This window comes from Agrobacterium tumefaciens (assembly GCF_031801495.1).
GTDB classification, from domain to species: domain Bacteria; phylum Pseudomonadota; class Alphaproteobacteria; order Rhizobiales; family Rhizobiaceae; genus Agrobacterium; species Agrobacterium tumefaciens_K.
This window is the reverse complement of record NZ_JAOEGC010000007.1, coordinates 114,563-136,392: the sequence shown is the minus strand read 5'-3', so window position 1 is coordinate 136,392 and position 21,830 is coordinate 114,563. Positions and strand designations below refer to the sequence as shown.

At 56.5% G+C, this 21,830-nt stretch carries 19 protein-coding genes and 2 pseudogenes; 5 read left to right on the top strand and 16 right to left on the bottom strand.

Features of this window, described 5'->3' with window-relative positions:
• Window positions 1–76 precede the first annotated feature (76 nt).
• The 11 genes from trbI to traI are packed head-to-tail and all read right to left on the bottom strand — an operon-like array spanning window position 77 to window position 10,037.
• Complete coding sequence (trbI, locus tag N7578_RS23340; protein WP_311112704.1) at window positions 77–1,378, bottom strand: IncP-type conjugal transfer protein TrbI; 1,302 nt, start codon at window positions 1,376–1,378, stop codon at window positions 77–79.
• Between the two features lie 14 nt (window positions 1,379–1,392).
• On the bottom strand, window positions 1,393–1,830 hold the full coding sequence (gene trbH / locus N7578_RS23335) for a conjugal transfer protein TrbH (RefSeq protein ID WP_311112703.1): 438 nt from the start codon (window positions 1,828–1,830) through the stop codon (window positions 1,393–1,395).
• A 3-nt stretch (window positions 1,831–1,833) separates the two neighbouring features.
• On the bottom strand, window positions 1,834–2,646 hold the full coding sequence (gene trbG, locus N7578_RS23330) for a P-type conjugative transfer protein TrbG (RefSeq protein ID WP_311112702.1): 813 nt from the start codon (window positions 2,644–2,646) through the stop codon (window positions 1,834–1,836).
• Between the two features lie 15 nt (window positions 2,647–2,661).
• A complete protein-coding gene (locus N7578_RS23325; RefSeq protein WP_311112701.1) occupies window positions 2,662–3,324 on the bottom strand; it encodes a conjugal transfer protein TrbF in 663 nt (220 codons plus the stop codon).
• Between the two features lie 21 nt (window positions 3,325–3,345).
• Window positions 3,346–4,524, bottom strand: a complete 1,179-nt coding sequence (gene trbL / locus N7578_RS23320) for a P-type conjugative transfer protein TrbL (protein WP_311112700.1) — start codon at window positions 4,522–4,524, stop codon at window positions 3,346–3,348.
• A 4-nt stretch (window positions 4,525–4,528) separates the two neighbouring features.
• Window positions 4,529–5,332 carry a P-type conjugative transfer protein TrbJ gene (gene trbJ, locus N7578_RS23315; protein WP_311112699.1) on the bottom strand — a complete coding sequence of 268 codons (804 nt, stop codon included), beginning with the start codon at window positions 5,330–5,332 and terminating at the stop codon, window positions 4,529–4,531.
• The gene (locus N7578_RS23310; RefSeq protein WP_311112698.1) at window positions 5,304–7,760 is read right to left on the bottom strand and encodes a conjugal transfer protein TrbE; all 2,457 of its coding nucleotides are present in this window, start codon (window positions 7,758–7,760) and stop codon (window positions 5,304–5,306) included. The genes trbJ and N7578_RS23310 overlap by 29 nt, the downstream gene beginning before the upstream one ends.
• Window positions 7,761–7,770: 10 nt before the next feature.
• On the bottom strand, window positions 7,771–8,055 hold the full coding sequence (locus tag N7578_RS23305) for a conjugal transfer protein TrbD (protein ID WP_311112697.1): 285 nt from the start codon (window positions 8,053–8,055) through the stop codon (window positions 7,771–7,773).
• Window positions 8,052–8,432: a TrbC/VirB2 family protein gene (locus N7578_RS23300; protein ID WP_311112696.1), complete on the bottom strand. Its 381-nt coding sequence runs from the start codon at window positions 8,430–8,432 to the stop codon at window positions 8,052–8,054. The genes N7578_RS23305 and N7578_RS23300 overlap by 4 nt, the downstream gene beginning before the upstream one ends.
• The gene (trbB, locus tag N7578_RS23295; RefSeq protein WP_311112695.1) at window positions 8,422–9,399 is read right to left on the bottom strand and encodes a P-type conjugative transfer ATPase TrbB; all 978 of its coding nucleotides are present in this window, start codon (window positions 9,397–9,399) and stop codon (window positions 8,422–8,424) included. The genes N7578_RS23300 and trbB overlap by 11 nt, the downstream gene beginning before the upstream one ends.
• A 20-nt stretch (window positions 9,400–9,419) precedes the next feature.
• Window positions 9,420–10,037, bottom strand: a complete 618-nt coding sequence (gene traI / locus N7578_RS23290) for an acyl-homoserine-lactone synthase TraI (protein WP_311112694.1) — start codon at window positions 10,035–10,037, stop codon at window positions 9,420–9,422.
• Between the two features lie 372 nt (window positions 10,038–10,409).
• Here traI and repA point away from each other — a divergent pair, with 372 nt between their 5' ends.
• The 4 genes from repA (at window position 10,410) to N7578_RS23270 (ending at window position 17,428) form a co-directional block, all read left to right on the top strand.
• Complete coding sequence (gene repA, locus N7578_RS23285) at window positions 10,410–11,633, top strand: plasmid partitioning protein RepA (RefSeq protein ID WP_311112693.1); 1,224 nt, start codon at window positions 10,410–10,412, stop codon at window positions 11,631–11,633.
• A complete protein-coding gene (gene repB, locus N7578_RS23280; protein WP_311112692.1) occupies window positions 11,630–12,652 on the top strand; it encodes a plasmid partitioning protein RepB in 1,023 nt (340 codons plus the stop codon). Before repA ends, repB begins: the two co-directional genes overlap by 4 nt.
• Window positions 12,653–12,855: 203 nt before the next feature.
• Complete coding sequence (gene repC / locus N7578_RS23275) at window positions 12,856–14,070, top strand: plasmid replication protein RepC (protein WP_311112691.1); 1,215 nt, start codon at window positions 12,856–12,858, stop codon at window positions 14,068–14,070.
• 3,133 nt (window positions 14,071–17,203) lie between these two features.
• Window positions 17,204–17,428: a hypothetical protein gene (locus N7578_RS23270; RefSeq protein WP_311112690.1), complete on the top strand. Its 225-nt coding sequence runs from the start codon at window positions 17,204–17,206 to the stop codon at window positions 17,426–17,428.
• Window positions 17,429–17,737: 309 nt separating this feature from the next.
• Here the strand turns inward: N7578_RS23270 and N7578_RS23265 are convergent.
• Together N7578_RS23265 and N7578_RS23260 are read right to left on the bottom strand one after the other, a co-directional pair.
• Window positions 17,738–17,929, bottom strand: a pseudogene (locus N7578_RS23265) (integrase); the annotation flags it as partial.
• The gene (locus tag N7578_RS23260; protein ID WP_311112689.1) at window positions 17,872–18,138 is read right to left on the bottom strand and encodes a hypothetical protein; all 267 of its coding nucleotides are present in this window, start codon (window positions 18,136–18,138) and stop codon (window positions 17,872–17,874) included. The pseudogene N7578_RS23265 and the gene N7578_RS23260, both read right to left, overlap by 58 nt.
• Before the next feature lie 187 nt (window positions 18,139–18,325).
• Here N7578_RS23260 and N7578_RS23255 point away from each other — a divergent pair, with 187 nt between their 5' ends.
• Window positions 18,326–18,697, top strand: coding sequence for a hypothetical protein (locus N7578_RS23255; protein WP_311112688.1), 372 nt, complete (start codon window positions 18,326–18,328; stop codon window positions 18,695–18,697).
• 369 nt (window positions 18,698–19,066) lie between these two features.
• Here the strand turns inward: N7578_RS23255 and N7578_RS23250 are convergent.
• The 3 genes and pseudogenes from N7578_RS23250 to N7578_RS23240 form a co-directional block, all read right to left on the bottom strand.
• Window positions 19,067–19,297: pseudogene (locus N7578_RS23250) on the bottom strand (integrase); the annotation flags it as partial.
• 108 nt (window positions 19,298–19,405) lie between these two features.
• Window positions 19,406–20,569, bottom strand: coding sequence for an ATP-binding protein (locus N7578_RS23245; RefSeq protein WP_311112687.1), 1,164 nt, complete (start codon window positions 20,567–20,569; stop codon window positions 19,406–19,408).
• 48 nt (window positions 20,570–20,617) lie between these two features.
• Entirely contained in the window at window positions 20,618–21,763 is a 1,146-nt protein-coding gene (locus N7578_RS23240; RefSeq protein WP_311112686.1) for a tyrosine-type recombinase/integrase, read from the bottom strand.
• Window positions 21,764–21,830 lie beyond the last annotated feature (67 nt).

Sequence of the window (21,830 nt, the reverse complement as noted above, 5' to 3'; positions counted from 1 at the left end):
GCATTGGCCAATTGTGATGCTACACATCGTCTAGGTTGCTGCAAAGCATAAAATGCCAGAATAACATACAAAGTTGCTACTTTTGGATGTATTCCGACGGGAAGATGACGTCCTGATCGACCAACACGTTGAACCTGTAGCCTGGCCGGATCCTGATGGTCGGTTGGACATTCAGGTTCTTCGAGATTGTTTGTTCGGCTACACGACCGAAGCTCTCCCCGAAGTTCCGCCGTGCAGCATCTGAAGCCGTGTCCTGGGTGGCGAGTGTGGAGCTCTGAGGCAGCGACATGTCGATCCCCGTGCCGATGATGGCAACGAGTGCGGCAGAGCCGAACATGCGCCAAAGGTGGCGATCAACCCTGTCCTTGAAGCCGCCATACCCCTCGGCATCCGTCCCGGACATGCCGCCGATCTGAAGTGTCGAACCGTTAGGGAAGATCAGGTCTGTCCAGACGACTAGCACGCGCTCCTGCCCGAACGACACCTTGGAATCGTAACGACCAAACAGCTTCGCTCCCTGAGGGATAAGCAACCGATACCCGGTGGCGCTGTCATAGACATTCTGGCTAACCTGTGCGGAAATCCTGCCTGGAAGATCCGAGTTCAAGCCGGTGATCATCGTGGCAGGGATGACTGATCCTCGCTTCAACTCGTAAGGCGAGAGCTGCGGGACGACCTGGTTCGGCAGATAACCAAGATCCTTGATGTCCTGATTGAAAAAGTTTTCCTTCGAGGTCTGACCGTTCTGATCGACGTTCTGACCGAGCAGTCCGGACTTCATCGCAGCACTGTACAGATCGGATGCATTGTTCGTCGTGGCATTCAGCGGTTGATGGGCGTCAGTCCCTTTCGCGGAAGCGTTCTTCTGCACCTCAGAGACGTCCACCTTGAGCGGGGAATCGAGCGCCGTCGCCCGCGCCTGTAGACTCGCCATTCTCTGACGCTGCGCCTCGCGAAGGATCTGCTCGTCCTGTTCCCGCTTCAGCCGCGCCTTCCACTCGGCCTCCGGCTCGAGTTGCGATCGCCGTTCCGTCTGCACCTCATTCTGCCGCTCCACAACCGGTTCTCTCACTGGCTCGCGCTCAACAACGACGGGCGTCGGCTGGAACACTTCGCGTTGTTCCGGCTCGCCTATGATCCCGTCCGAAACGCCCCGTTTCAGCTGATCGCCGAATGTGGTCGCCGGTGACGCGGAGGTGGTGTCGAGTTCGTTTCCACGGTTGAAGGAAAGACCGCGCCATGACAGGCCGACGATCACGACTCCGAAGAACAGAACGATGATGACGATCGCGACGATGATCGGCAGGCGATTGAGGCGTCGCATACTCTGTTGATCGTCTGCATTGCCCACTGTGCCGAGCTGAAGTGATTGAACCATGTTCTACCCTTCCCTCAGTTACGCTGCATGATCGAAAGCGGACTGGCGGGCGTCGCGCCCGCTGACGTCGCGGTGTAGGCCCGGCCGAGCGCGATGGCCGACGTGCCAATCCGTGCCAGAACCTGCCCATCAAAGCTATCGATCGACCAAGCAACCTCGACCGGCTTCTGATCCTTGCCGACTTTTCCATCGGCGATGACCGTGTAGCCCCATCCCTTCAGCGCGGCCTCGAGAGCGGCGGCGTATTCTGAGGTGTCCTTATCCATCTTGAGGATCGTGGTGCCGGCCGGGCCAACCTGTTCCGCAAGCCGGCTTGCCATGTCGCTGGCAATTGCGCTTGCGGTGGCGCCAGTGACGGCAATCGGTGTGGAACTGGTGGTCAGCGTCTCATCTCCTGTCTGGCAACCCGAAAGCATGGCAGTGATGATGACGGCGGCGAGGGTCTTCCTCATTGGTCAGCCTCCCCGCCGGATCGTGATCTTCTGCTGGCGCCAGCCGACCCCGGAAACGAGCACGGCCTTGTCGACCGCATAATCGACGATCATCATGTCGTTCTTCATCCGATAATTGACGATGCGGTTCTGGCCACCGCTGACGACGAACAGCACCGGAGCGTCCTGGCCGGAGATGGACCGGGGAAACTGGATGTAGGTCTTGGCACCGTCGGAATAGACGCGCTTCGGCCGCCATGAGGCGCCGCCACTGACCGAATAGGAGAAGTTCAGCTTGTCCGGAGCAGTTCCGGGAAGGCCTCCGGTCTCAAGCCGGGCATTGATATCGGCCAGTTTGGTCGACACATCCTCCGGGTATTCGAAGCCGATCCGGGCCATGTACTGACTGGGATGGGATTTGAGCTGGATATGATAGGTTCGCCTCGAGGTCGTGATGACCATAGACGTGACGAGGCCTGCCTCGGACGGCTTCACGATCAGGTGGATAGTCTGGCCTCCGGTCGCCCCCGATGTCGCGGGCTCGACCTTCCAGCGGACCGTGTCACCGACAAGCACATCACGGACGATTTCGCCGCCCTGCAGCTCGATGTCGCAAACCTGAAGCGGTGAGCAGACAACCGAGGGCTGGGTCTCGCCGAACAGAAAGATCACCTTTCCCTCTGGACCGGTCGTCACCAGACCAGGCGTCCCGCGCCATTTCCGCGAGATGCTGGTTCCCTTCACCTCATTCGATGTCATGCTCTGCGCAACTGCGCAGTCCGCAAGGACGAGCCCGGCCATGCAGCCGACGGCCGCGATCAATCCTGTTCTATGCATATGAATTCCCCTGCCCTAAAGCTGTGCGGTCCAGTCGAAGTCCTGGACATAAAGACCAATCGGGTTGAGGCGGATGATCGCCTCGTCCTGTGGTGCGGTCAGCGCGACGGTCGCGATGCCGCGAAACCGGCGCGTGCCGGTTTCTTTGCCCTTGCGGTCGCGTTCGTATTCGGTCCAGTCGATCTGGTAGGTCTGATTGGAGAGTGCAACGATGTTGTTGACCTCGATGGCGACGGTCGACGTCTTGGCCTTCTCGAACGGCGAGTTGCCACGGAACCAGGCATTGATTTTCTGAGTCGAGGGGTCGGACGTCCGGAGAAGTGCGTAAGTTCGGTCGATATATTGCTTTTGCACCACCGCATCCGGTGTGATCGATTTCAGGCTCGTGATGAAGTTCCCGAGTGTCGCACGAACCACGCGGGCATCGGCATACTCGATCTGCTGGGGGAAGCCTGCCGTCATCGAGGTCCCGAGCTTGTCGACCTCGACGATGTAGGGCACCAGCTTGACCTGCGTGCTGAGATACATGGCATAGGTGAAGCCGATCACGGCCATCGACAATCCAAGAATGCCGACGATCCGCCATGCGCGCGCGGCCTGGACATAGGATCCATATCGTTCCGTCCATTCTTGCCGCGCGGCAAGGTAAGGGCTGTCGGGCGGCCGGTTTGCTACCATCGCTTTTTGCCTTCCTGTTGATTACTTGCCGTTTCGTTCTGGCGGCGTTTTCGGTCCGCTTTGTCCAGTGGGGCTCTGATCGAGCTTGGCGTTGGCGAGGCCCATAATTGAGCCGGCATAGGCTCCGGGTGAACCGATGGCCTTCTCCTTGGCAGCCGAGCCGGCTGCTTTTCCGGCTGATCCGACCCCGGCGCCCATGCCTCGCAGCGCAGCCCCCGCGACCGAGGATCCGGCGGCCCGGGCAGATTGGGCTGCCAATGCTCCGGCTCTGACGGCGCCCGCGGTTAGAGAAGCTGCTCCAAGTGCAAATGACGCGGCCTGCCCACCGTGACGGATGGTTTCCATTCCTCCTGTAACCGAAGCCCCCTGAACGACGCCTTGGATGATATTTGGCACGTACATGGCGATAATGAAGATCACGACCGCGACCCCGGCGATCGCCAATGCGGTCTGGAATTGGTCCCCGACGTCGGGCCGGTTGGCTAGGCCGATCAAGACCTCGGAACCGATCCGGGAAATCATGACCAGTGCCATGAGCTTCATGCCGACCGAGAACGCATAGATCAGGTAGCGGATTGCGAAGTCCTTGGTGAAGGACGAGCCTCCCAATCCGAGCATGATCATTCCCGCGAGCAGACCGAGATACATCTCGACCATCACAGATACGAAAATCGCGGCGACGAGTGAGAACGCGATCACCGTCACGACCATCGCAAACGCCGCCGAAATTGCGAGCGCGTTGTCCTCGAACAGCCCGAATTGCACTTTCTCCGACATCTTTGTCGCAACAGCCAAACCTGCGTTGAACACATCCGCTGGTGACGCTGTGCCTCCACCAGCACCGATCTGGAACAAGCTGTCGACGACCGCCTTCGCGAATGTCGGACCCTGCGCGAGAACGAATGCGAAGAAGCCAACGAACATGATGCGCCGGACAAGTTCAGCAAACCAGCTGTCGAGTGACGCGGCCTGGAGCGCCAGCCAGACGGCAGCAATACCGATTTCGATCCCTGCGAGGATCCAGAACAGGGATCTCGCCGCATCCATGACGGTGGTCTCCCACCCCTTGGCGGCAGTGGTGATCTCGTTTTGGAGGGCTGTCAGGATTGATCCTTCCTGCGCCATCGCGGGCTGGAACGACACGATGATGAATGCGATGAGCACCGCAATCCCCCTGATCTGTTTGAGCTCAGAGGTCATGCGGCTACCACTCAATCTTCATCTTCTCACCGCCGGATGTTGAGGGTGCAGTTGATTTAAAGAATTCCTCACGGCGTGCCTGCGCGAGATCCTTGTCCGTCTGCTCGGTCTGAAGCCACGTCCCCATCATCGTCATCTGCTGGGAAACGAGGCCGCGCAGCTTTTGCATCTGGGAAACCTGCTGGGCAGCGATCTGGTGTCCGACCTGGAGGGCCTTCATCTGGCCGTCGGCCGCCTCCGACATTGATCGCAGCGAACTCATCGTGCCCTCCTCCGTATCGAACTGATCCGCTGTAAGGCTCGCTGCCTTCAGCGTACTGCCGATCGTGTCCCGGTTCGTGTCCGACCAGAACTGGTAGGTGCTCGAGAAGGTCGCAGCATTGGGCAGATTGGTTTTCAGGTCCGTATAGCTCTTGAATCGCTGCTGAAGGACGTCGTCGGCATTGCCCATTGAGAACGAGATGCTTTGTCCCTGATCGACAACGCTGCGCAGACGGTTGAGATCGCTCTCGACCTGGCCCCAGATATGATCAGGGAGCTGCGCCGTGTTCTGCAGCATGTTTTCGTAGATCTTCAGTTGGTTCTGAATCTGTTCCGCCAGTTGCGTGATCTGAGTCAGCTGGTTGTCGACCTGCAGGCCAGAGCTTTTGAGAAGATCGATGAGCTGCGCATTGTTGGCAAGCTGCGTCCATTCGGTGGCAGCACCCGTTGCAGATCCAGCATGTGCGGGAGCAACTGGGTGCAGCGCGATTGCCACGGTCATTGTTGCGACGATCCAGTTACTGTACTTTGAGGTGCGACGTGGCATCGTGAACTCCTCTCGATTGAAGCCAATGGCTAGGCCAGTCCTGGCCGTGTTCAGCCTTCAGCGCGCGTATCCGCTTCAGGTCTTCCTTTCCGGATGCGCCGACGAAGCTCAGCGCCACCGGCCCGAGCGACATGTCGAAGAGCCGCCGCCCGTCTGGCGTGGCGACGTAATATTCGCGCTTAGGAATGGCGCTCGAGACGATCTCGATCTGGCGCTCGTTGAACCCGATCCGCTCGTAGAACTCGCGCGTGCCCGGTTCGCGCGCGGCGCCATTGGGCAAGCAGATCTTGGTCGGGCAGGATTCTTTCAGCACGTCGATAATGCCGGAGCGCTCGGCGTCGGAGATGGATTGCGTCGCCAAAACAACAGCGCAATTGGCCTTGCGGAGAACCTTCAGCCACTCCCGGATCTTGTCGCGAAACACCGGATGCCCGAGCATCAGCCAGGCCTCATCGAGGAGGATCAGGCTCGGAGAGCCGTCGAGCCGCTTCTCGATCCGGTGGAAGAGATAAGTGAGGACGGGCACCAGGTTACGTTCGCCCATATTCATCAGCTGCTCGATCTCGAAGCACTGGAACGCTCGAAGCGTGAGGCCGTCCTCTTCCGCGTCGAGAAGCTGACCCATCGGGCCATCGACGGTATAGTGATGGAGCGCATCCTTGATCTCGCGCATCTGCACGCCGCTGACAAAGTCCGACAATGACTTTCCGGGCGCTGTCGCCATCAGCCCGACCTGGCGCGATATGGCATTGCGATGGTCGGGCGTGATGGTGACGCCCTGCAGGGCAACGAGCATTTCGATCCACTCCGTCGCCCAGGCACGATCGCCATCTGTCGAAAGATCGCGTAGTGGGCAGAATGCCAGGGCCCTTCCCTCCCCGTTCTGGTCGTTGCCGATCTCATAGTGATCGCCGCCGGCCGCAAGCGTCAAAGGGAGGAGAGAGTTGCCCTTGTCGAAGGCAAAGATCTGGGCGAACTCGTAACGGCGGAATTGCGCGGCGATCAGCGCGAGAAGCGTCGATTTACCGGAGCCCGTTGGCCCGAAAATCAGGGTATGGCCGACGTCGTTGACATGGAGGTTGAGGCGGAACGGGGTCGATCCCGAAGCCACCTGCATCAGTGGCGGCGAGTTCGACGGATAGAACGGGCAAGGCGCCACCGGATTGCCCGACCATACCGAGTTTAACGGAACGAGGTCCGCCAGATTGCTCGTATTGATCAGCGGCTCGCGGATGTTGGCGTACCAGTTTCCGGGCAGGCTGCCGAGAAACGCATCTGTCGCGTTCAGCGTCTCGATGCGAGCCCCGAAGCCTTCGGCCTGGACCAGCCGGCGGATAGCTTCGGCCTTATCCTGAAGCGCTTCACGGTCCAAATCGAATAGAATGATAACCGGGGTGTAGTAGCCGTAGGCGACAAGCTGCGACGAAGCCTGAGCGATGGCGTCCTCGGTTTCGGCGACCATCGTCATGGCATCCTGATCGACCGACCTGCTCTGGGTCTGGAAAAGCTGGTCGAAGAATGGCCGAACCTTCTGCTGCCATTTCTTCCGGGTCCTTTCGAGCTTCTCACGCGCCTCTTCCGCATCCAGGAAGATGAACCGTGATGACCACCGATAAGTCAGCGGCATCAGATCGAGATTGTTGAGAATACCGGGCCAGCTTTCTGCCGGCAGCCCATCGATAGCGACGACAGCGAGGAACCGGTTCTCGACCTTCGGTGTCAGGCCATGCTCCAGCTCTGCTGTTGCCAGCCAGTCAAGATACATCGGGACCTCGGGCAAGCGAACGGGATGGCTTTCACCGGTAATGCAAAATCGAACGAACTGCAGGAGATCGTCGTATCGCGCGATGCGCGCCCCTCCCCTCTCGCGGACCTCGCGGGTCTGCATACGCGCGATCGACAGCGTATTGGCCAAGTACTGCTCGATTTCCCGGATCGCGTTTCGAAACACGAGCAGGACAGTGTCGGCGTAGGATTTCTTCCGGCTCTCCTCGTCCGAATAGATATATTTGTTGAGCGCCGTCTTCTTCGGCTCGAGCGGCCGGTAGGTTAGAATGATGGCGTGCTTGCTCTCGAAATGCCCCTGCTCGCGCCCGAAGTGGATCCGGCGCTCGGCATCGATCGCGTGGGTGACAGGGTCCGGGAAATGGCACTGGTCCGGCGTGGGATAGTCGACCGTCGGGACCCGGATCGCCTCGACCTGGATCATCCACCCCGTCCCTAGACGCGACAGGATCGCGTTGATCTGCCGGGAGAGCTCGTTGCGTTCCAGGTCGGTGGCGCTTTCGGAGTCCGGACCTGCGAAGTACCAGCCCGCCATCAGGCTGCCGTCCTTCAGGAGCAGGACGCCGTTGTCCACCAACCCTGCATAGGGAACGAGGTCAGCAAATGAAGGGCCGGTTGCGCGGAAACGTTTGAGGGCAGCCATCAGGACACCTCTAGTATGTTCGCCACGGAGCGGCCGTTGGCCGGTAGTAGGACTTGTAGGAAACGTGACGGGCATAAACCTGCCGCATCAGCGGATCGGACTTGGCCATCATGCGAAGAACGCCAACGATGACGATCCAGACGGCAATGCCAAAGAGCGCAGAGTAGACGGTCAGTACGACGAAAATCAGAATTACGGCCGCAAGCCCGGTGATCAGCACCAATTCGCGGTCGGCGCCCATCAGGAGGTTCGGCCGTGACAGCGCGCGATGAATGCGATTGTGGTGGAGGCTCACGTTGCCCCCTCCCCTTCTGGGTTCGAATTGAGCAGCGTGTTCTGTTCTGTTGGTAGGCCGATCGAAGCGCCGGTGGCTCCGAACAGACCGACGATGGTCGTGGCACCAAGCAGAATGCCGGCGACCAGGACGACGTACATCAGCCTGCGGGCGAAATCGTTGAGCTCGCCACCGAAAATTAGCATGCCGCCGGCAATTGCCACGGCGGCCAGTGCTATATAGCCCGCCACCGGACCAGTGATGGATTCCTGAATTTGTTCGAGTGGTCCCTCCCATGGAAGACTTCCGCCGGAACTGGCAAAAGCGGGCGTGTCTAACGTAAGAGCAATGAGAACGGTGAAATTCGCGATCGCTAAAGGCAATCTTTTACGCGACATCGCGTGCCTCCTGTTCTTCCGTGAGCTGGTCCGATTGGATTTCATATTCGCCGTTGGCGAAACGATCGACATTGATGACGTCGCGCACGCGACGACCCCGTGCGGTTCGTTCGACTGACACGACAAGATCCACTGCCTCCCCGATCACTTCGCGCATCGGCAATTGGCTGACTTCTGCGGTTAGTTGCTCCAGGCGCCGCAAGGCAGATGTCGCCGTATTGGCGTGGACCGTTGTGACGCCACCCGGGTGCCCAGTATTCCATGCCTTGAGCAGGGTTAGCGCTGCGCCGTCGCGTACCTCGCCGACCACGATGCGGTCCGGTCGAAGGCGCATGGTGCTTTTCAACAATCGGCCCATATCGACGGTATCGCTGGTACGCATGAGTACGACGTTTGCGCTGGCGCAACGGATTTCCGCCGTGTCTTCAAGTATGATTATGCGGTCGTCGGGTGCCTGGTTGTTGATTTCTGCGATTATGGCATTGGCAAGTGTCGTCTTACCCGTTCCCGTTCCGCCGGATACGACGATGTTCAGGCGTGAATTGATCGCGCTTCGGATTTTAGCGGCCTGGATCTGCGTCATTACCCCTTGGCCAATATAATCTTCCAGAGGGATTAAGCGGGATGCCCGGCGTCGGATTGAAAAAATCGGCCTTGTCACTACTGGGGGAAGAAGGCCTTCGAATCGATGTCCGCCTATTGGCAGTTCACCAGAAATAATCGGATGATTAAGGTCCACTTCCGATCGCAGCGCGTGCGCGACAGTGCCAATCACTACCTCAGCTGAAGTTGAAGACATTTCACCAACCGCCGAAATCCCTTGCCCAAGATGCTCGACGAAGAGCTTCCCGTCCGGATTGAGCATGATCTCGACGACGCTGTTGTCATCGAGTGCGGCGCAAAGCTGGTCACCGAACGCCTCCTGTAGTTTTCTTACGAGCCTTGAATGTGAAGGAAGCTGGACCACGGTCTACTCCTGTTGAAAAATCATCGGTGACAGCGAGCGATCGAAGATCGGTAGCTTGAAGGCCTAAGCCTTGCGAAAACGCCAGGATCTGTCGGAAGCGTTCCCGCAACGGCAGTTGTGACCCCGATTCTCGATGGGTGGCCAATGCGCTGCAGAGGCCAGCCAATTCGAGACAGAATGCGTTCGAAACGCAGATCAGTGACTGTTACGATCTCGGAGTAGCCATTGACGACGGACCATTCGATGATCCCGGAAAACATCGCCAATGTCGTTTCGTGGATGACGTTGGAGCCCCTTCCCTCCTCGATCCTCGTATCGACGCAAAAGCGCGAACTTTCGATCATGGCAGGGTGGTAGTGGAGCTTTCCGTCCGGAAGAAGTGATGGGAAAACGTCGGCGACCATTGTTGCGCCCGTGGCCGGAAGTAGCCGGGCACATCCTATGACTTTTTCCTCGCCCAGCACGGCAAGGATATACGTTGGCCCGAGATCATCGAACCGATCCCTTTCTGCTCCGCCACGGACTTCAACTTCCCAACCCAGGCGACCCGCAAAGATGTGCGCTCTCAGCTTGTGCTGCTCAATTAAGAGTTTTTTGTCGATGTCGCTCTGAGGTTTCGAGATTGCCCTGATATCCATGAAGTTCCCCTTGTTTTTATTGACGATGAAATCAGCACAGATCAGAAGGGCGTGGCAGTTGGTGAATCCTACAAATCCGGATTTGTGATGAGTCGCGCGAACTCTGCCGACTCGGTCATGGGCGCCTGGTTCCGGGAGCATTTGCATGTGCACTTGACCCTAGAACAAACTGCGCACGGTCTGACTTGTTAGTGTCGCTAAGTATCTGGTGAATATGATGTAATGGCGCAAACTTTCCGATGGTCGCGGAGGTCTTACTCTCCCTTCATTAGGCTTTTGTTAACTCTAAACAACTGGACGTCAGGCTAGAATCATGTTGTATCTTGGCGGATATGGGTCGGCAAAACGGCGATTGCCCGCCAAGAGGGAATGATGGCGATAGCAGGACAGGCAAAAGTAACGGACGGTCAGAAGGAAGATGCGGGCGCAAAGATCATGCGCCACGCCGGACTTCTGTCGCAGCAATTGCAGCAGCTTCGCACGCGCATGTATCCTCCAAAGTCGGAGAAAAGCCTGAGGCCTTTCCTGACCAACGAAGTCTCGAAGCTGACTTCCATACCCGATTCTACACTGAAGCTCATGTCGAGCGAAGGAAGAGGACCGGTTCCAGGACGACTGGAAAACAATCACCGTGTTTATACGCTTGCCCAGATCAACGAGTTGCGTGAGCTTTTTGCGGAGCAGAAGCCGGCCGAAGCGTTGAGGTTTCTCCCGCGCCGTCGTGCAGGTGAGCATCTTCAGGTCGTTTCTATCGCCAACTTCAAGGGCGGCAGCGCCAAGACGACGACCTGCGTTCACCTTGCGCATTATCTAGCGTTGCAGGGATATCGTGTCCTTGCGCTCGACCTTGATCCTCAAGCATCCCTTTCTGCGCTTTTCGGAGCACAGCCGGAATTCGATGTTGGCGCCAACGAAACGATTTATGCCGCTTTGCGCTATGATGACGCCGGCCGGAGACCGATCCGAGAGATCATTCGCAAGACCTATTTTGATGGTATCGATCTTATTCCGGGTAATCTCGAGGTCATGGAGTACGAGCACGACACGCCACGTGTTCTGGCCGAGAAATCGAACTCGGGACCGATCTTTTTCGAGCGACTGAAGATTGCGCTCGCTGAGGTCGAGGCGGATTATGATGTCGTTATCCTCGATACGCCTCCTTCACTTGGTTTCCTGACGCTGAGCGCGATGTATGCTGCGACCAGCATGATCATTACCGTTCATCCCGCGATGCTCGATGTCGCGTCAATGAGCCAGTTTCTGTTGATGATGGGTGATCTGATTGGCGTGCTGAATGAAAGCGGCGCTCAGCTTGATCAGGACTTCATCCGCTATCTCGTGACACGCCACGATCCAAACGACGCGCCGCAGTCACAGGTCGTCGCCATGATGCGCCACTTGTTTGGCTCAGACGTGCTTTTGCCGACCTCCATCGAGAGCACTGCGGTGGAGGCCGCAGGACTTGCGAAGCGGTCGATCTACGAGCTTGAAATGGGACAGATCGGACGAGACACGCATAAGCGGGCGCGCGAGGCGGTTGACGCTGTGAACGAGGCTATCGTCAAGTTGATCAACAGCAGCTGGGGGCGCACATGAGCAAGTCATCGAACAAGTCGATCGTTGCCAATTTCGGCCTCCTGTCTGCGGAGCTGGAAAACAAGCTCTCGACAGACACTCCCTCCGCAACAGTGACACCACCATCTGGCCGCGTTGGCGCTGGTGTTGTCGGTGCTGCACACAGGGCAATCGACGATATCAAGTCTGAACGTGACCGGTTGAAAGCGCTTGTCGAGGCAGGTGGAGGGGCTATCAGGGAACTTGACCCTTCCAAGATCGATCCATCGCCCTATCCTGATCGTCTGCCGGACGACGACGGCTCACGGTTTGAGGTCTTCCGCAACTCGGTCAAAGCGGAAGGCCAGAAGGTTCCGATACAGGTCCGCAAGTCTCCCTCGTCTCCTGATCGCTGGCAGGTCGTTTATGGTCATCGCCGTCTCCAGGCGGCCAAGGATCTGGGGATTCCGGTCAAGGCGATCGAGGTCGAGATTTCGGATCTTGATCTGGTGATTGCTCAAGGCATCGAAAACGCCAATCGACAGGATCTTTCCTGGATCGAGCGGGCACTCTTTGCGCGCCGGATGGATGAAGCTGGCATCAAGGCGCGTGACATCTATGCTGCCCTGTCCATCGACGGTGCGGAGCTTGCGCGGATGAGAACAGTCTATCGCACCGTACCGTCTGACATGATCGAGGCGATCGGCAGGGCACCGAAGGTTGGCCGCCTTCGTTGGGCCGATCTCGCCAAGGCGGTTTCCGACAATCCCAATGAAATGGATCGGCTTCGCGCTGTCCTTTCAAGCGCGGCAGAGAAGCGCTTCGGATCCGACCAGAGGTTTCTTGCGGTGCTGAACGGCCTGAAATCCAAGAACGCGGTGAAAAATAAGGGCAATGCGATCACGGGTGTGACGGGCGAATCGCTTGGACGTTTCACGATCTCTTCGAAAGATATCCGCATTTTGGCCGAAACACCCGATGGCGCAGAATTCTTGAAATTCGTCGAAAGGGAACTGCCGGCGCTGGCCGAGCGGTTCAGCCGTGAGCGATCAGAGCATTAAAAAACCGACACGACACGGTCGTCCAGGTCGATTTTAAGGAAGGGAAACGAGGAAAAGAAAAAGGCCCCCGAAACGTTGCCGTCATGGAAGCCTCTCTCGATGTGTGAGAACTTGAGAATCGCATTTCCATGAATCCTAGTCAAGAGTTTTTGGCACCGCTTTGGTGAGCGTTTTTCTTTTGCCTTTTTGAAAAGGCGGTATCAATGGAAGGTGGACAAGTAACGACGCCCTTTGGGCGGCGACCGGTGACGCTTGCGCTTGTGAAACGGCAGATTGCCACGACCAAGATCAAGGATGGTGCATCGGCTGACAAATGGAAAGTGTTCCGGGATGCATCGGAGGCACGCGAAGTTCTGGGGCTGCAGGACCGCAGCCTTGCTGTGCTCGATGCACTTTTGAGCTTCTATCCGGAGAATGAGTTGAGACAAGACGCCCAACTCGTGGTGTTTCCGTCTAATATTCAATTGTCGATCCGGGCTCACGGTATCGCGGGCGCAACCTTGCGACGTCATCTGGCACTCCTGGTGGACGCAGGACTGATCGTACGCAAGGACAGTGCGAACGGCAAACGATACGCGCGCAAGGACGAGGCTGGCTCTATTGAGCATGCATTTGGCTTTGATATTTCGCCGATGTTGATGCGCGCGGAAGAGCTGGCATGCTTGGCTCAACAGGTTGCAGCGGATAGGATCGCTTTTCGCAGGGCTAAGGAGAATCTGACGATATGCCGGCGCGATGTCCGGAAACTGATTACCGCGGCAGTAGAAGAGGGAGTGCCGGGGGACTGGGGTGCAATCGAACTGCGTTATCTCGATATTGTGCGCAGGATTCCGCGCTCTCCGGCTCTTAACGACCTGACTGCGTTGGGACAACAGATGGAGCTTCTGATGCAAGATATCGTCAAACTCCTGAATCGCGGCGATTTTTCATCAAAAATGAACACCAATGATGCCCATTTTGAGCATCACATACAGAATTCAAATACCAACCACCCTAATGAACTTGAACCTGGCTCTCGAAAAGAGCAGGGCGAAAAGTCGAGGGTTGAAAGGCAGCCTAAGCATGTGCCGATCAAGTCATTTCCGTTGAATGTCGTTCTGCGGGCATGCCCAGACATCACGAACTACGGACCTGAAGGCGAAATTCGGAACTGGCGCGAGCTCATGACGGCCGCGGTTGTCGTGCGATCAATGCTGGGGGTCAGCGCATCGGCCTATCAGGAGGCTTGTGAGGTGATGGGGCCGGAAAATGCTGCCGTTACGATTGCATGTATCCTGGAAAAAGGCGGCCATATCAACTCACCAGGTGGATATCTCCGTGATCTGACTAATCGAGCAAAACGTGGCGAATTTTCTCTCGGGCCCGTGCTTATGGCGTTGCTGCGCGGTGCCGGCCACCCAGTGAAAGAGGCTGTGTAGATGAATTTGAATGCTAGTTGTGAGGTTTCGTGTGATAAATGGCCTGAATATCCTGTCGATGACGGGCATGCGTTCGGGACGGGGCTTGTTTGATGCCTCGCTCGTGAAACAGTCCGATATGAACGTCATGATGCGTAATCTCACCCTCCCCTTCCCTCTAGGTCCGGTTGGCTCCTAGCGTTCAGCTTTGCAAAGATTTCCTGTCACTCGGTTTCTTCAACTGATCTTCCACTTGTTCAAATCTCAAGGAGCGCGCCTTGGAACATGTTTCGAGGAAAAATATGCGAGTGCGCAGATCACGATGTAGGTGTTCATTGAGTGGTCTGGCTTAACCGCGGTGGTTTCGATAATCCGCGGAATGGACGACCATCAGAAGGTCGTCCTGCTATTCGACCCCAACAAAGGCTCTTTCTCGTTCTTGACGTTCTACGATTATTCCACACCTTGAATACACTCGGATTGCGCGCTCAATGTAGCGTGAGAACTCTTGCACCGATGCGAGGAAGTTTCAGCGCTGAGAACCCCTGCCCCTATAGCAGAGCGATAGCCTCGGTTCCGATATCCATTCCGAGACGGCCACGATCATAAATACCAATCGCCATCGAAGCATGGCGAGCCAGATTGCTATCTGTGAACATCGGCATGTTCAATCTCGGAAACGCAATCGGTGCAGGGGTTGGCGGTGCAGCCGTCGCGGCAGGTTTCGGTCTGACCTCCTCAAACTTCGTGGGTGCAATTGCGTCGTCTGTTGCGCTGGGTTTGGCTGTGAAAGCCGGGATAAGTACTGGTTGAGAAGCATCGGCGATACCTGCGGTTGGTGTTTTGAATCATAGAGTATCCAGATGTAACTCATAATAAACCCGCATCTTTCATCAGGATAACAACAATTCCTGTGGTTCTTCTGGTGCTAGGAATGAGAAGGTGTCAGCCGTCAAGTTGTCGTGGCCGGCCTTACCTTTGAAGCCTTGTGCTTGGTTCGGTGGAGTTTTATTCGAGACACTCAAATGAACAAAATCGAGTACCAGTCCGGGGAACAAATCGGCCAAAAATTCCGTTGCCCTTCACGATTATTTCCTCTGGAGAAAAGTCATGAAACGCAAGCTGTTTTTAAGTGTGGTTCTCGGCGTTACCCTCACGGCGGCAGTCGCAGATGCGCGGACGCAATTGCATCTTTACGGTACTGTCCCGGTGACGGGTAATAACGTACTCGAGAGTGCCTATCGAGCAGCATTCGATAGATGCAGCTCTTACGCGTACCCATCATACGACCGGTTTGGGCAGTATGGAGGCGCGTACAGATCGCCCGCGATGAGCCGTTGCATGTCCCGGATGGGCTTCATCCAGGAAAATGGTGAGACATTCGCTTACCCCGTGCGAAAGGCAGCATACCTCCCCCGGTAACAATGTTTTCCAAACTGGTTATTGGAAAACTGGTCTTGGAGTTTCGATCTCAGGATTAACCCTGTAGGTCGAAATAATCTACGTTGGTTCCGCGTCGTGTGTCCTTGTCGCGCCATTTTTTGTTAGCCGGTACTTTGCCGCCAACTGTCCAGTTTTCGACGACGACATTCAGAGCCATCGCACGTGAAATTGCGTCAAGTAATACGCTCATCGTACTATCGACACTCCGTGAGGAGAACGCCGTGATGCGAAACCTATTGCGAGATCTTCTGGAGAACGAAGAGTCTCTTCCGGTCCAGCAGTTAACGGTTCCCAAGGACGATTGCCCAGGATGAAAGGCGCAAAGGTCCAGAGGTATCGGGAGATACTCGCCGAAAGCCAGTATGTCTTGAAGCAGAACGAAGGCAGCATTGTTCTCGAACAATTCGGACAAACATCGCGCGAATCAAGGATAAGGCCATCGATTCGTTACCAGTAAATCACGGCGGCATCGATGGGTGCTATCGACAGGCTCCAGGGGCCGTCTCCAAAGTGGGTACCTTGATTTAACTCGTTTAGCAGTCCAGTCCTTACAGAGCTATCGCCAATTTCCGGTGTGCAACGTTTCAACCTCGGGAATCGGAGCGTAGGTTTCGAACGCGGGAACCGCCTGTCAGTTCGAGGATATCTTCGGGTCAGTCACGTACCGCAACGGTATCAGAGTTCTCGGCAACTGAGCAGAACTCGCAAAAGATTCTGGATGTCAGCAATATGTAAATTCCCCCAGCCTTCCCGCTCAGAGCTAGGGGTGAAGCATTGCGCACCCTAACTGGGGTTCTTGATGCTTCTTGTTATGATGACAACGGTTCGTGGTATCCTGCTGGTGGCGATGGGGTGGGTTTGATCCCGGTTTCAACCGGGATTTTTGGGGATGATGAGAGAAAATTCTGTCAGGTGACAGAGTTTTATGCGCTGCACCTCCACTGCTCGTGGACCAGCGGTGTCCCCTACCTGTTTGACCCTTCTCCAGCCCATTGGAACTGGTCGAAAAACAGTTTGGGAGTCGCCTAGAGTCCGCCCTCATCTTTGCTCGCGTAGAGGCGTTTGGCTTAGAGCCTTTCGGTGTGGTGCACCGGGAATGGGGAATGCGTGTATGGCCTCCATCGAATGATCATTGCCCGCATTTGCCTGTTAGGCTGTGTAAGGTTTGAGCTGCACAGCTCCGGCGTGAGCTTTTAGGTGGGCGAGGCTGTTCAAAAATATCTGTCAGCTGACAGATTTTTTCGCAAAGAAGAACGAACCTTGCGCATGGAGGTGCGCTCCTGAACGATTTAAGGTGGCCCCTTTCGGGTTGTCCTCCCTCCCCGTCGCAGACCTATCTGTAAGCCCGTCGAAGATTGTTGAAATCTGGGTCCACCTTTGCATCTGGGTACAGCGATGTTCTTGCCAATATCCTAGCTGGCTGCGCGAATGATCACGACCGTCTTATTTGTTGAACTTGAAGTGCTTTTGGTCACCCGTGCCTCACCACTCAGTTCTGCGTACTTCAGCCGGAAAAACTCTGTCAGCTGACAGAGTTTTAAGTGTATGCGGTCTTCGCGGATTCTGATGTGCTTTGGTCTGGGTCGCGTGGCATTCTATCCTTCCTGCCCTATACGTGATGCTGAAATGCAGTATCCCAGCAAGCCCTTGCTTCAGGTGAGTTATCCTAAGGATGCTATGCCGTGAGAACTGATCAAACTGGAAAATCGCGATGCAGGGGGCTGACGTCAGTGAACGAGCAACGCTTTCTCCGAAAATCTTCGCCGGCATTATCGAGGTTTTCACAGTCTCACGGACGATGAACAACGAACATCAACATCAACATCAACATCAACATCAACAGCAACGCCTCGGCGCCGACCAGATCAGCGAATTGTCCGTCGCGGCCTTCCGACAATGCGTGAAGTTAAGTGAGATCGGAGATCAGCGGCCGTAGAGTGTTACCACCGAAGCAACAGGTGACTGGCGGTTGAGAGAGACATAGGAGTTACGTCGTTTTGAAGCGAGAAGACTCCTTTACCGGGATTTTTGACGGTTTGGCCAGGTCTGCCTCCGTTTCCAGGTTGAGATAGATGGAAGGTCGTTTCCGATATCGATTGGCGTAGCCGTCGTGCCGACCTGGCGAGGACCAAGCAGCGCGCGGCGGGGCTATCATCAATTAGATAAGGGAGTCATTCATCGACGCAACGTTCAATCATCCTTTCACTGATGGATTAGCATTTCAGAAGTCCAGGGATGATTCCGCTCATTGTAATTGTCGAGCGGCTCTGCCGCGATGGGGCGTGGCGTTATTATAGTCACTTGCGGCTTGCTGAACGGGCCGGTGGCGTGACTGCTCCATTGCTTCGGGGAGGGGAACGCCACGATTAGCCGCTTCGGTCAGATGGCCGGACCGCAGTCCTCGTGCAGAGAAACCTTCTGGATTAAATCCGGCGATAGGCGAAGGGGTGCGGGGTTCGCGTAGACGGAGTCAATCATGGCGTTCGCGGTCTTGACCGGATCGCCATTGTTGGGAACCAGACCTTGCGCGAAAGCGCGACGGAAGTATCCGACCGCATAGCCGACACCAATTCCAGAGCGGATCATATCCCATGCCGCCTCTGGGTCATCGAAAACATGTCGTACCTTAGGCTGGTGACGGATCATTTTTCCGTCAAACGGGCTACGAAAACGCCAGCTTTCGACCTCTGGCTTTTTGAAGCGATGCTTACTCGGCCATTCGCGGTGTTCTTGTCAGCCGATAAACGTTTATCCCACGGTGCTGGTTCGGCACCTTGGATCATAACGTATGAAATGATTTCCGTTATCGATCACGAAATAAATGGAAGATCGAATGGTTGCGTTTTCACCCACTGCGTTCGCTGAGTTCTTGACCTCCAAAGATGACAAGGCCGTCATCGTGATGAATCTTTTAAGGTTTGATCCCGATGGCGGTCGCGAGAGGCATCTCGTATATCTGACATTGGCTGAACCGATACTGGCTCGCTTTGGAACAAAGATTTTGTTTCGTGGCGACGGTCTACCCATCCTGACTGGCAGCGAAATCCGAAAGTGGGACCCGGTATTGCTCGTGCAGTCTCCGGGGAGAGTTGCGTTTAAAGCGATGGTTGACGATGCAGAGTACCAGCACGCGTTCGAAGTCGGTGCATCGGCACTCGCGGACATTGTCCTGCAGTCGCTGACCATGGCTGATGATCTAATTTGATGCCTCGCGTCGGCCAGAGAACGACGTTTGGGCCACAGGAAGATTACTGTGTGGCCAGAAACCAGATTGAAACCGTCGGAGACGTCCGTTTTGGGCTGATGTCAGTCATTTTCGGTAGAATGGCTTTTGAGACCAGGCGTTCTTCAACTTTCATTCTTGGGGTGCACCCTGCGATCTGCAGCAATCGATCGTGGCCAGCCGATAGTCCGCCCGGGAGTTCTCGATCGCGCAGACACCTGACAAGATGCTCATCAGCGAAACCGCTTGGCAAAAGGCCGTGGATCGCGAAGCCGTCATTCGGCCCATCGATTTCGTTAAGAAGCTGAGCGTCCCAACCGAACCGGAAGCACTGGCTGTGATACATAGGCCGGCGTAGGTTTTGCGCGTATTGGCGGAACTGGCGGCTTCAACATAGCCCCGCGCGCGATCAGCAAGACCTGCAAGATGAGTTGGCGTCTGATCCTGGCCGACGAGAGAGGGGGAGGGGGCTATCGCCCGACACCTCCGGCGCGGAAACACCATGCCCAGCCGCCGTGCCGAGAGACGGCGCTGGGTCTCCTCGACGTGAATTTCGGTGTTTTGCTCGATGAATTGGGTTATTTCTCGATAATGAACACAACGTCCGATAATGCGATTATCAGACATTTAGAGAAAAGGTGCCGAGGAGATAAGCTGGCCTACACACTGTACTCATCAACCGATATTTGGCTATCGGTCAAGTAATAGGCGACCTGCGGCAGAGAGCGACATTACCGTCACACCGTTCGTAAGGGGGAAGGACTCTTGACCGGGATAGATAACGATCCGCCTTTGCGGCTGCAAATCCTCGCAGGCAAGATAAAACCCCTTTTCAAGTTTCGGGGTAAGGCTTCGCTTGATCTCTATCGCCCATGGCTTTTCGCCTGGAGGGGTCAGCAGGAGATCGATTTCGGCTCCGGCAGCTGTACGGTAGAAGTTGGCCGTTGTGCCATCTGGCGAGGACGCGATCAGTGTTTCGATCACGAAGCCTTCCCAACTGGAGCCGACAATTGGATGACCAAGTAATTGTTCAGCGCTTCCAAGCCCAAGCAGCGCATGGGCAATGCCGCTGTCCCTGACATAGACTTTGGGTGATTTGACCAACCGCTTGCCGACATTGGCATGCCAGGGTTCGAGACGGCGCACCAATAACAGGTCGACAAGAAGATCGAGGTAAGAAGCGACGGTTTTGCCATCTACCCCCAGCGAACGGGCGAGTTCGGCTGCGTTGAGAAGACCAGACTGGTGATGTGCCAGCATGGTCCAGAACCGCCTCAACGTCTCGGCGGGAATGCGCGGCCCGAGAAGCGGGATATCGCGTTCGAGATAGGTGCGAATGAAATCCTGCCGCCAGCGCATACTTGCACGGTCGCTGGAAGCGAGGAAACTGTCGGGAAATCCCCCCCGCAGCCAAAGCCTCTCGAGCGCGTCTTCCGGCACTTCCAGCCCGTCGACGGGCTGCATTTTAAGATAGGCAATGCGGCCAGCCAGTGTTTCTCCGGATTGTTTGAGGAGGTCGATCGAAGCCGAGCCAAGCAACAGAAACTGACCAGTGCGCCGTCCGGCACGGCGATGGCGATCGATCAAGCCCCGCAGAATCTGGAACACGTTTGGCAGACGATGAACTTCGTCAAGGATGACCAGCTTGTCATCATGGCTTGCAAGATAGAGTTCTGGTTCCACTAGTTTGGCCCGATCCGCCTCCGACTCCAGATCGAGATAAATCGAAGGCCGGTTTTCGCCAATATTGATTGCTAGCGTTGTTTTGCCGACCTGGCGGGGCCCCAACAGAGCAACAGCGGGACTTTCGTCTACCAGATGTCGGAGTTCGGTTTCAATTCTTCGTTCAATCATCCTTGCATTTATGGAGTTGTATTCCGCAATTGCAAGGAAAAAAATCAATTATGTTAGGAGTCGGGTTGCTCGACCGCTTCGCCGTACAGCGTTGTTATAGTAGCTCGAAGCCTGCTGCACGGATCGATGGCGTGATTGCTCCATCGCCTCTGGGAGCGGGATGCCGCGGTTTGCCGCCTCGGTCAAATACCCTGACCGCAACCCGTGCGCGGAGAACTCCCTTGGCTCCAGCCCGGCCATTTTGGCTCGCTGCTTGAGAATGGCATTGATCGACTGCGGGTCGAGCGCCCGCTTCGAAACGGTATTCCACTTGCCAATCCCCCGAAACACGCTGCCCTTTTCAATAGCTGCGGCTGCCATCCAGGCATTGAGCGCCTCCACCGGCTGGCCCGTCAGGTAGACGATCTCATCTTGTTCGCCCGTGGTTGTTTTCGTCCGGCCGAGATGAATGGCGAGCGAGGGGAGGGGAGGGCCGTCTTCCACCTCGATCGGCTGCTCAATTGTCAATTGCTCGACACGAAGGCCGGCAATCTCGCTGCGTCGACGACCACCCGAGGCGAAGGCTACCATCAGTATCGCCCGATCGCGGATGTCGCGCAGGCTGTTATCCGCGCAGGTCACCAGCAACTTTTGAAGGATATCGCCTGTGACCGCCTTTGCGCTTTTACGACGGCGCGTCCGGGGAACGGCACGAACAGCCAACCGGATCGCCTGTTTGAGGGCAGGGGAGGCAAAAGCGCCGTTGAGACCGCGCCATTTGGTGAGTGTCGACCAACTGGCCAACCTGCGCCGCACCGTGTCGGGCGCGTGCGGACCGGTGGATTTCAGGAAACCCTGGCGCCGGAGATTATCGTCGACATTATCAGGCATGCCATGATCGGGGTCGTTCGCCCGCTTTTCCGGATCCCAGAGATGATGAGCGACGAATTTGAGTAGCAGCGCCTCGGGCGCCGGCCAGGGCAGAGACTGTCCGGTCGCAGCCAGGCCCCAGGCTTCAAGATAGGCGCGGTCGGAGGTCAGCGCTCTTAGCGTATTGTCGCCCATTCCCTGGTTGACGAGATGGCGCAGCGTTTCGACGTCCTTATCGGTCAACAGCTCAGCGAGCTCGTCGCGGCGCTCGAGCGGCAGGACGGCGGCGATGGTGTCGAGTTCTTCGGCGCGGCGCTCGACGGCGTCCAACGATTTCCTGGTCATGGGCGCTCCAAAAGACGGATTCATGCGGCCCTGATGACCGGCGTTTAGCAGCGATTTTCAGTGATTT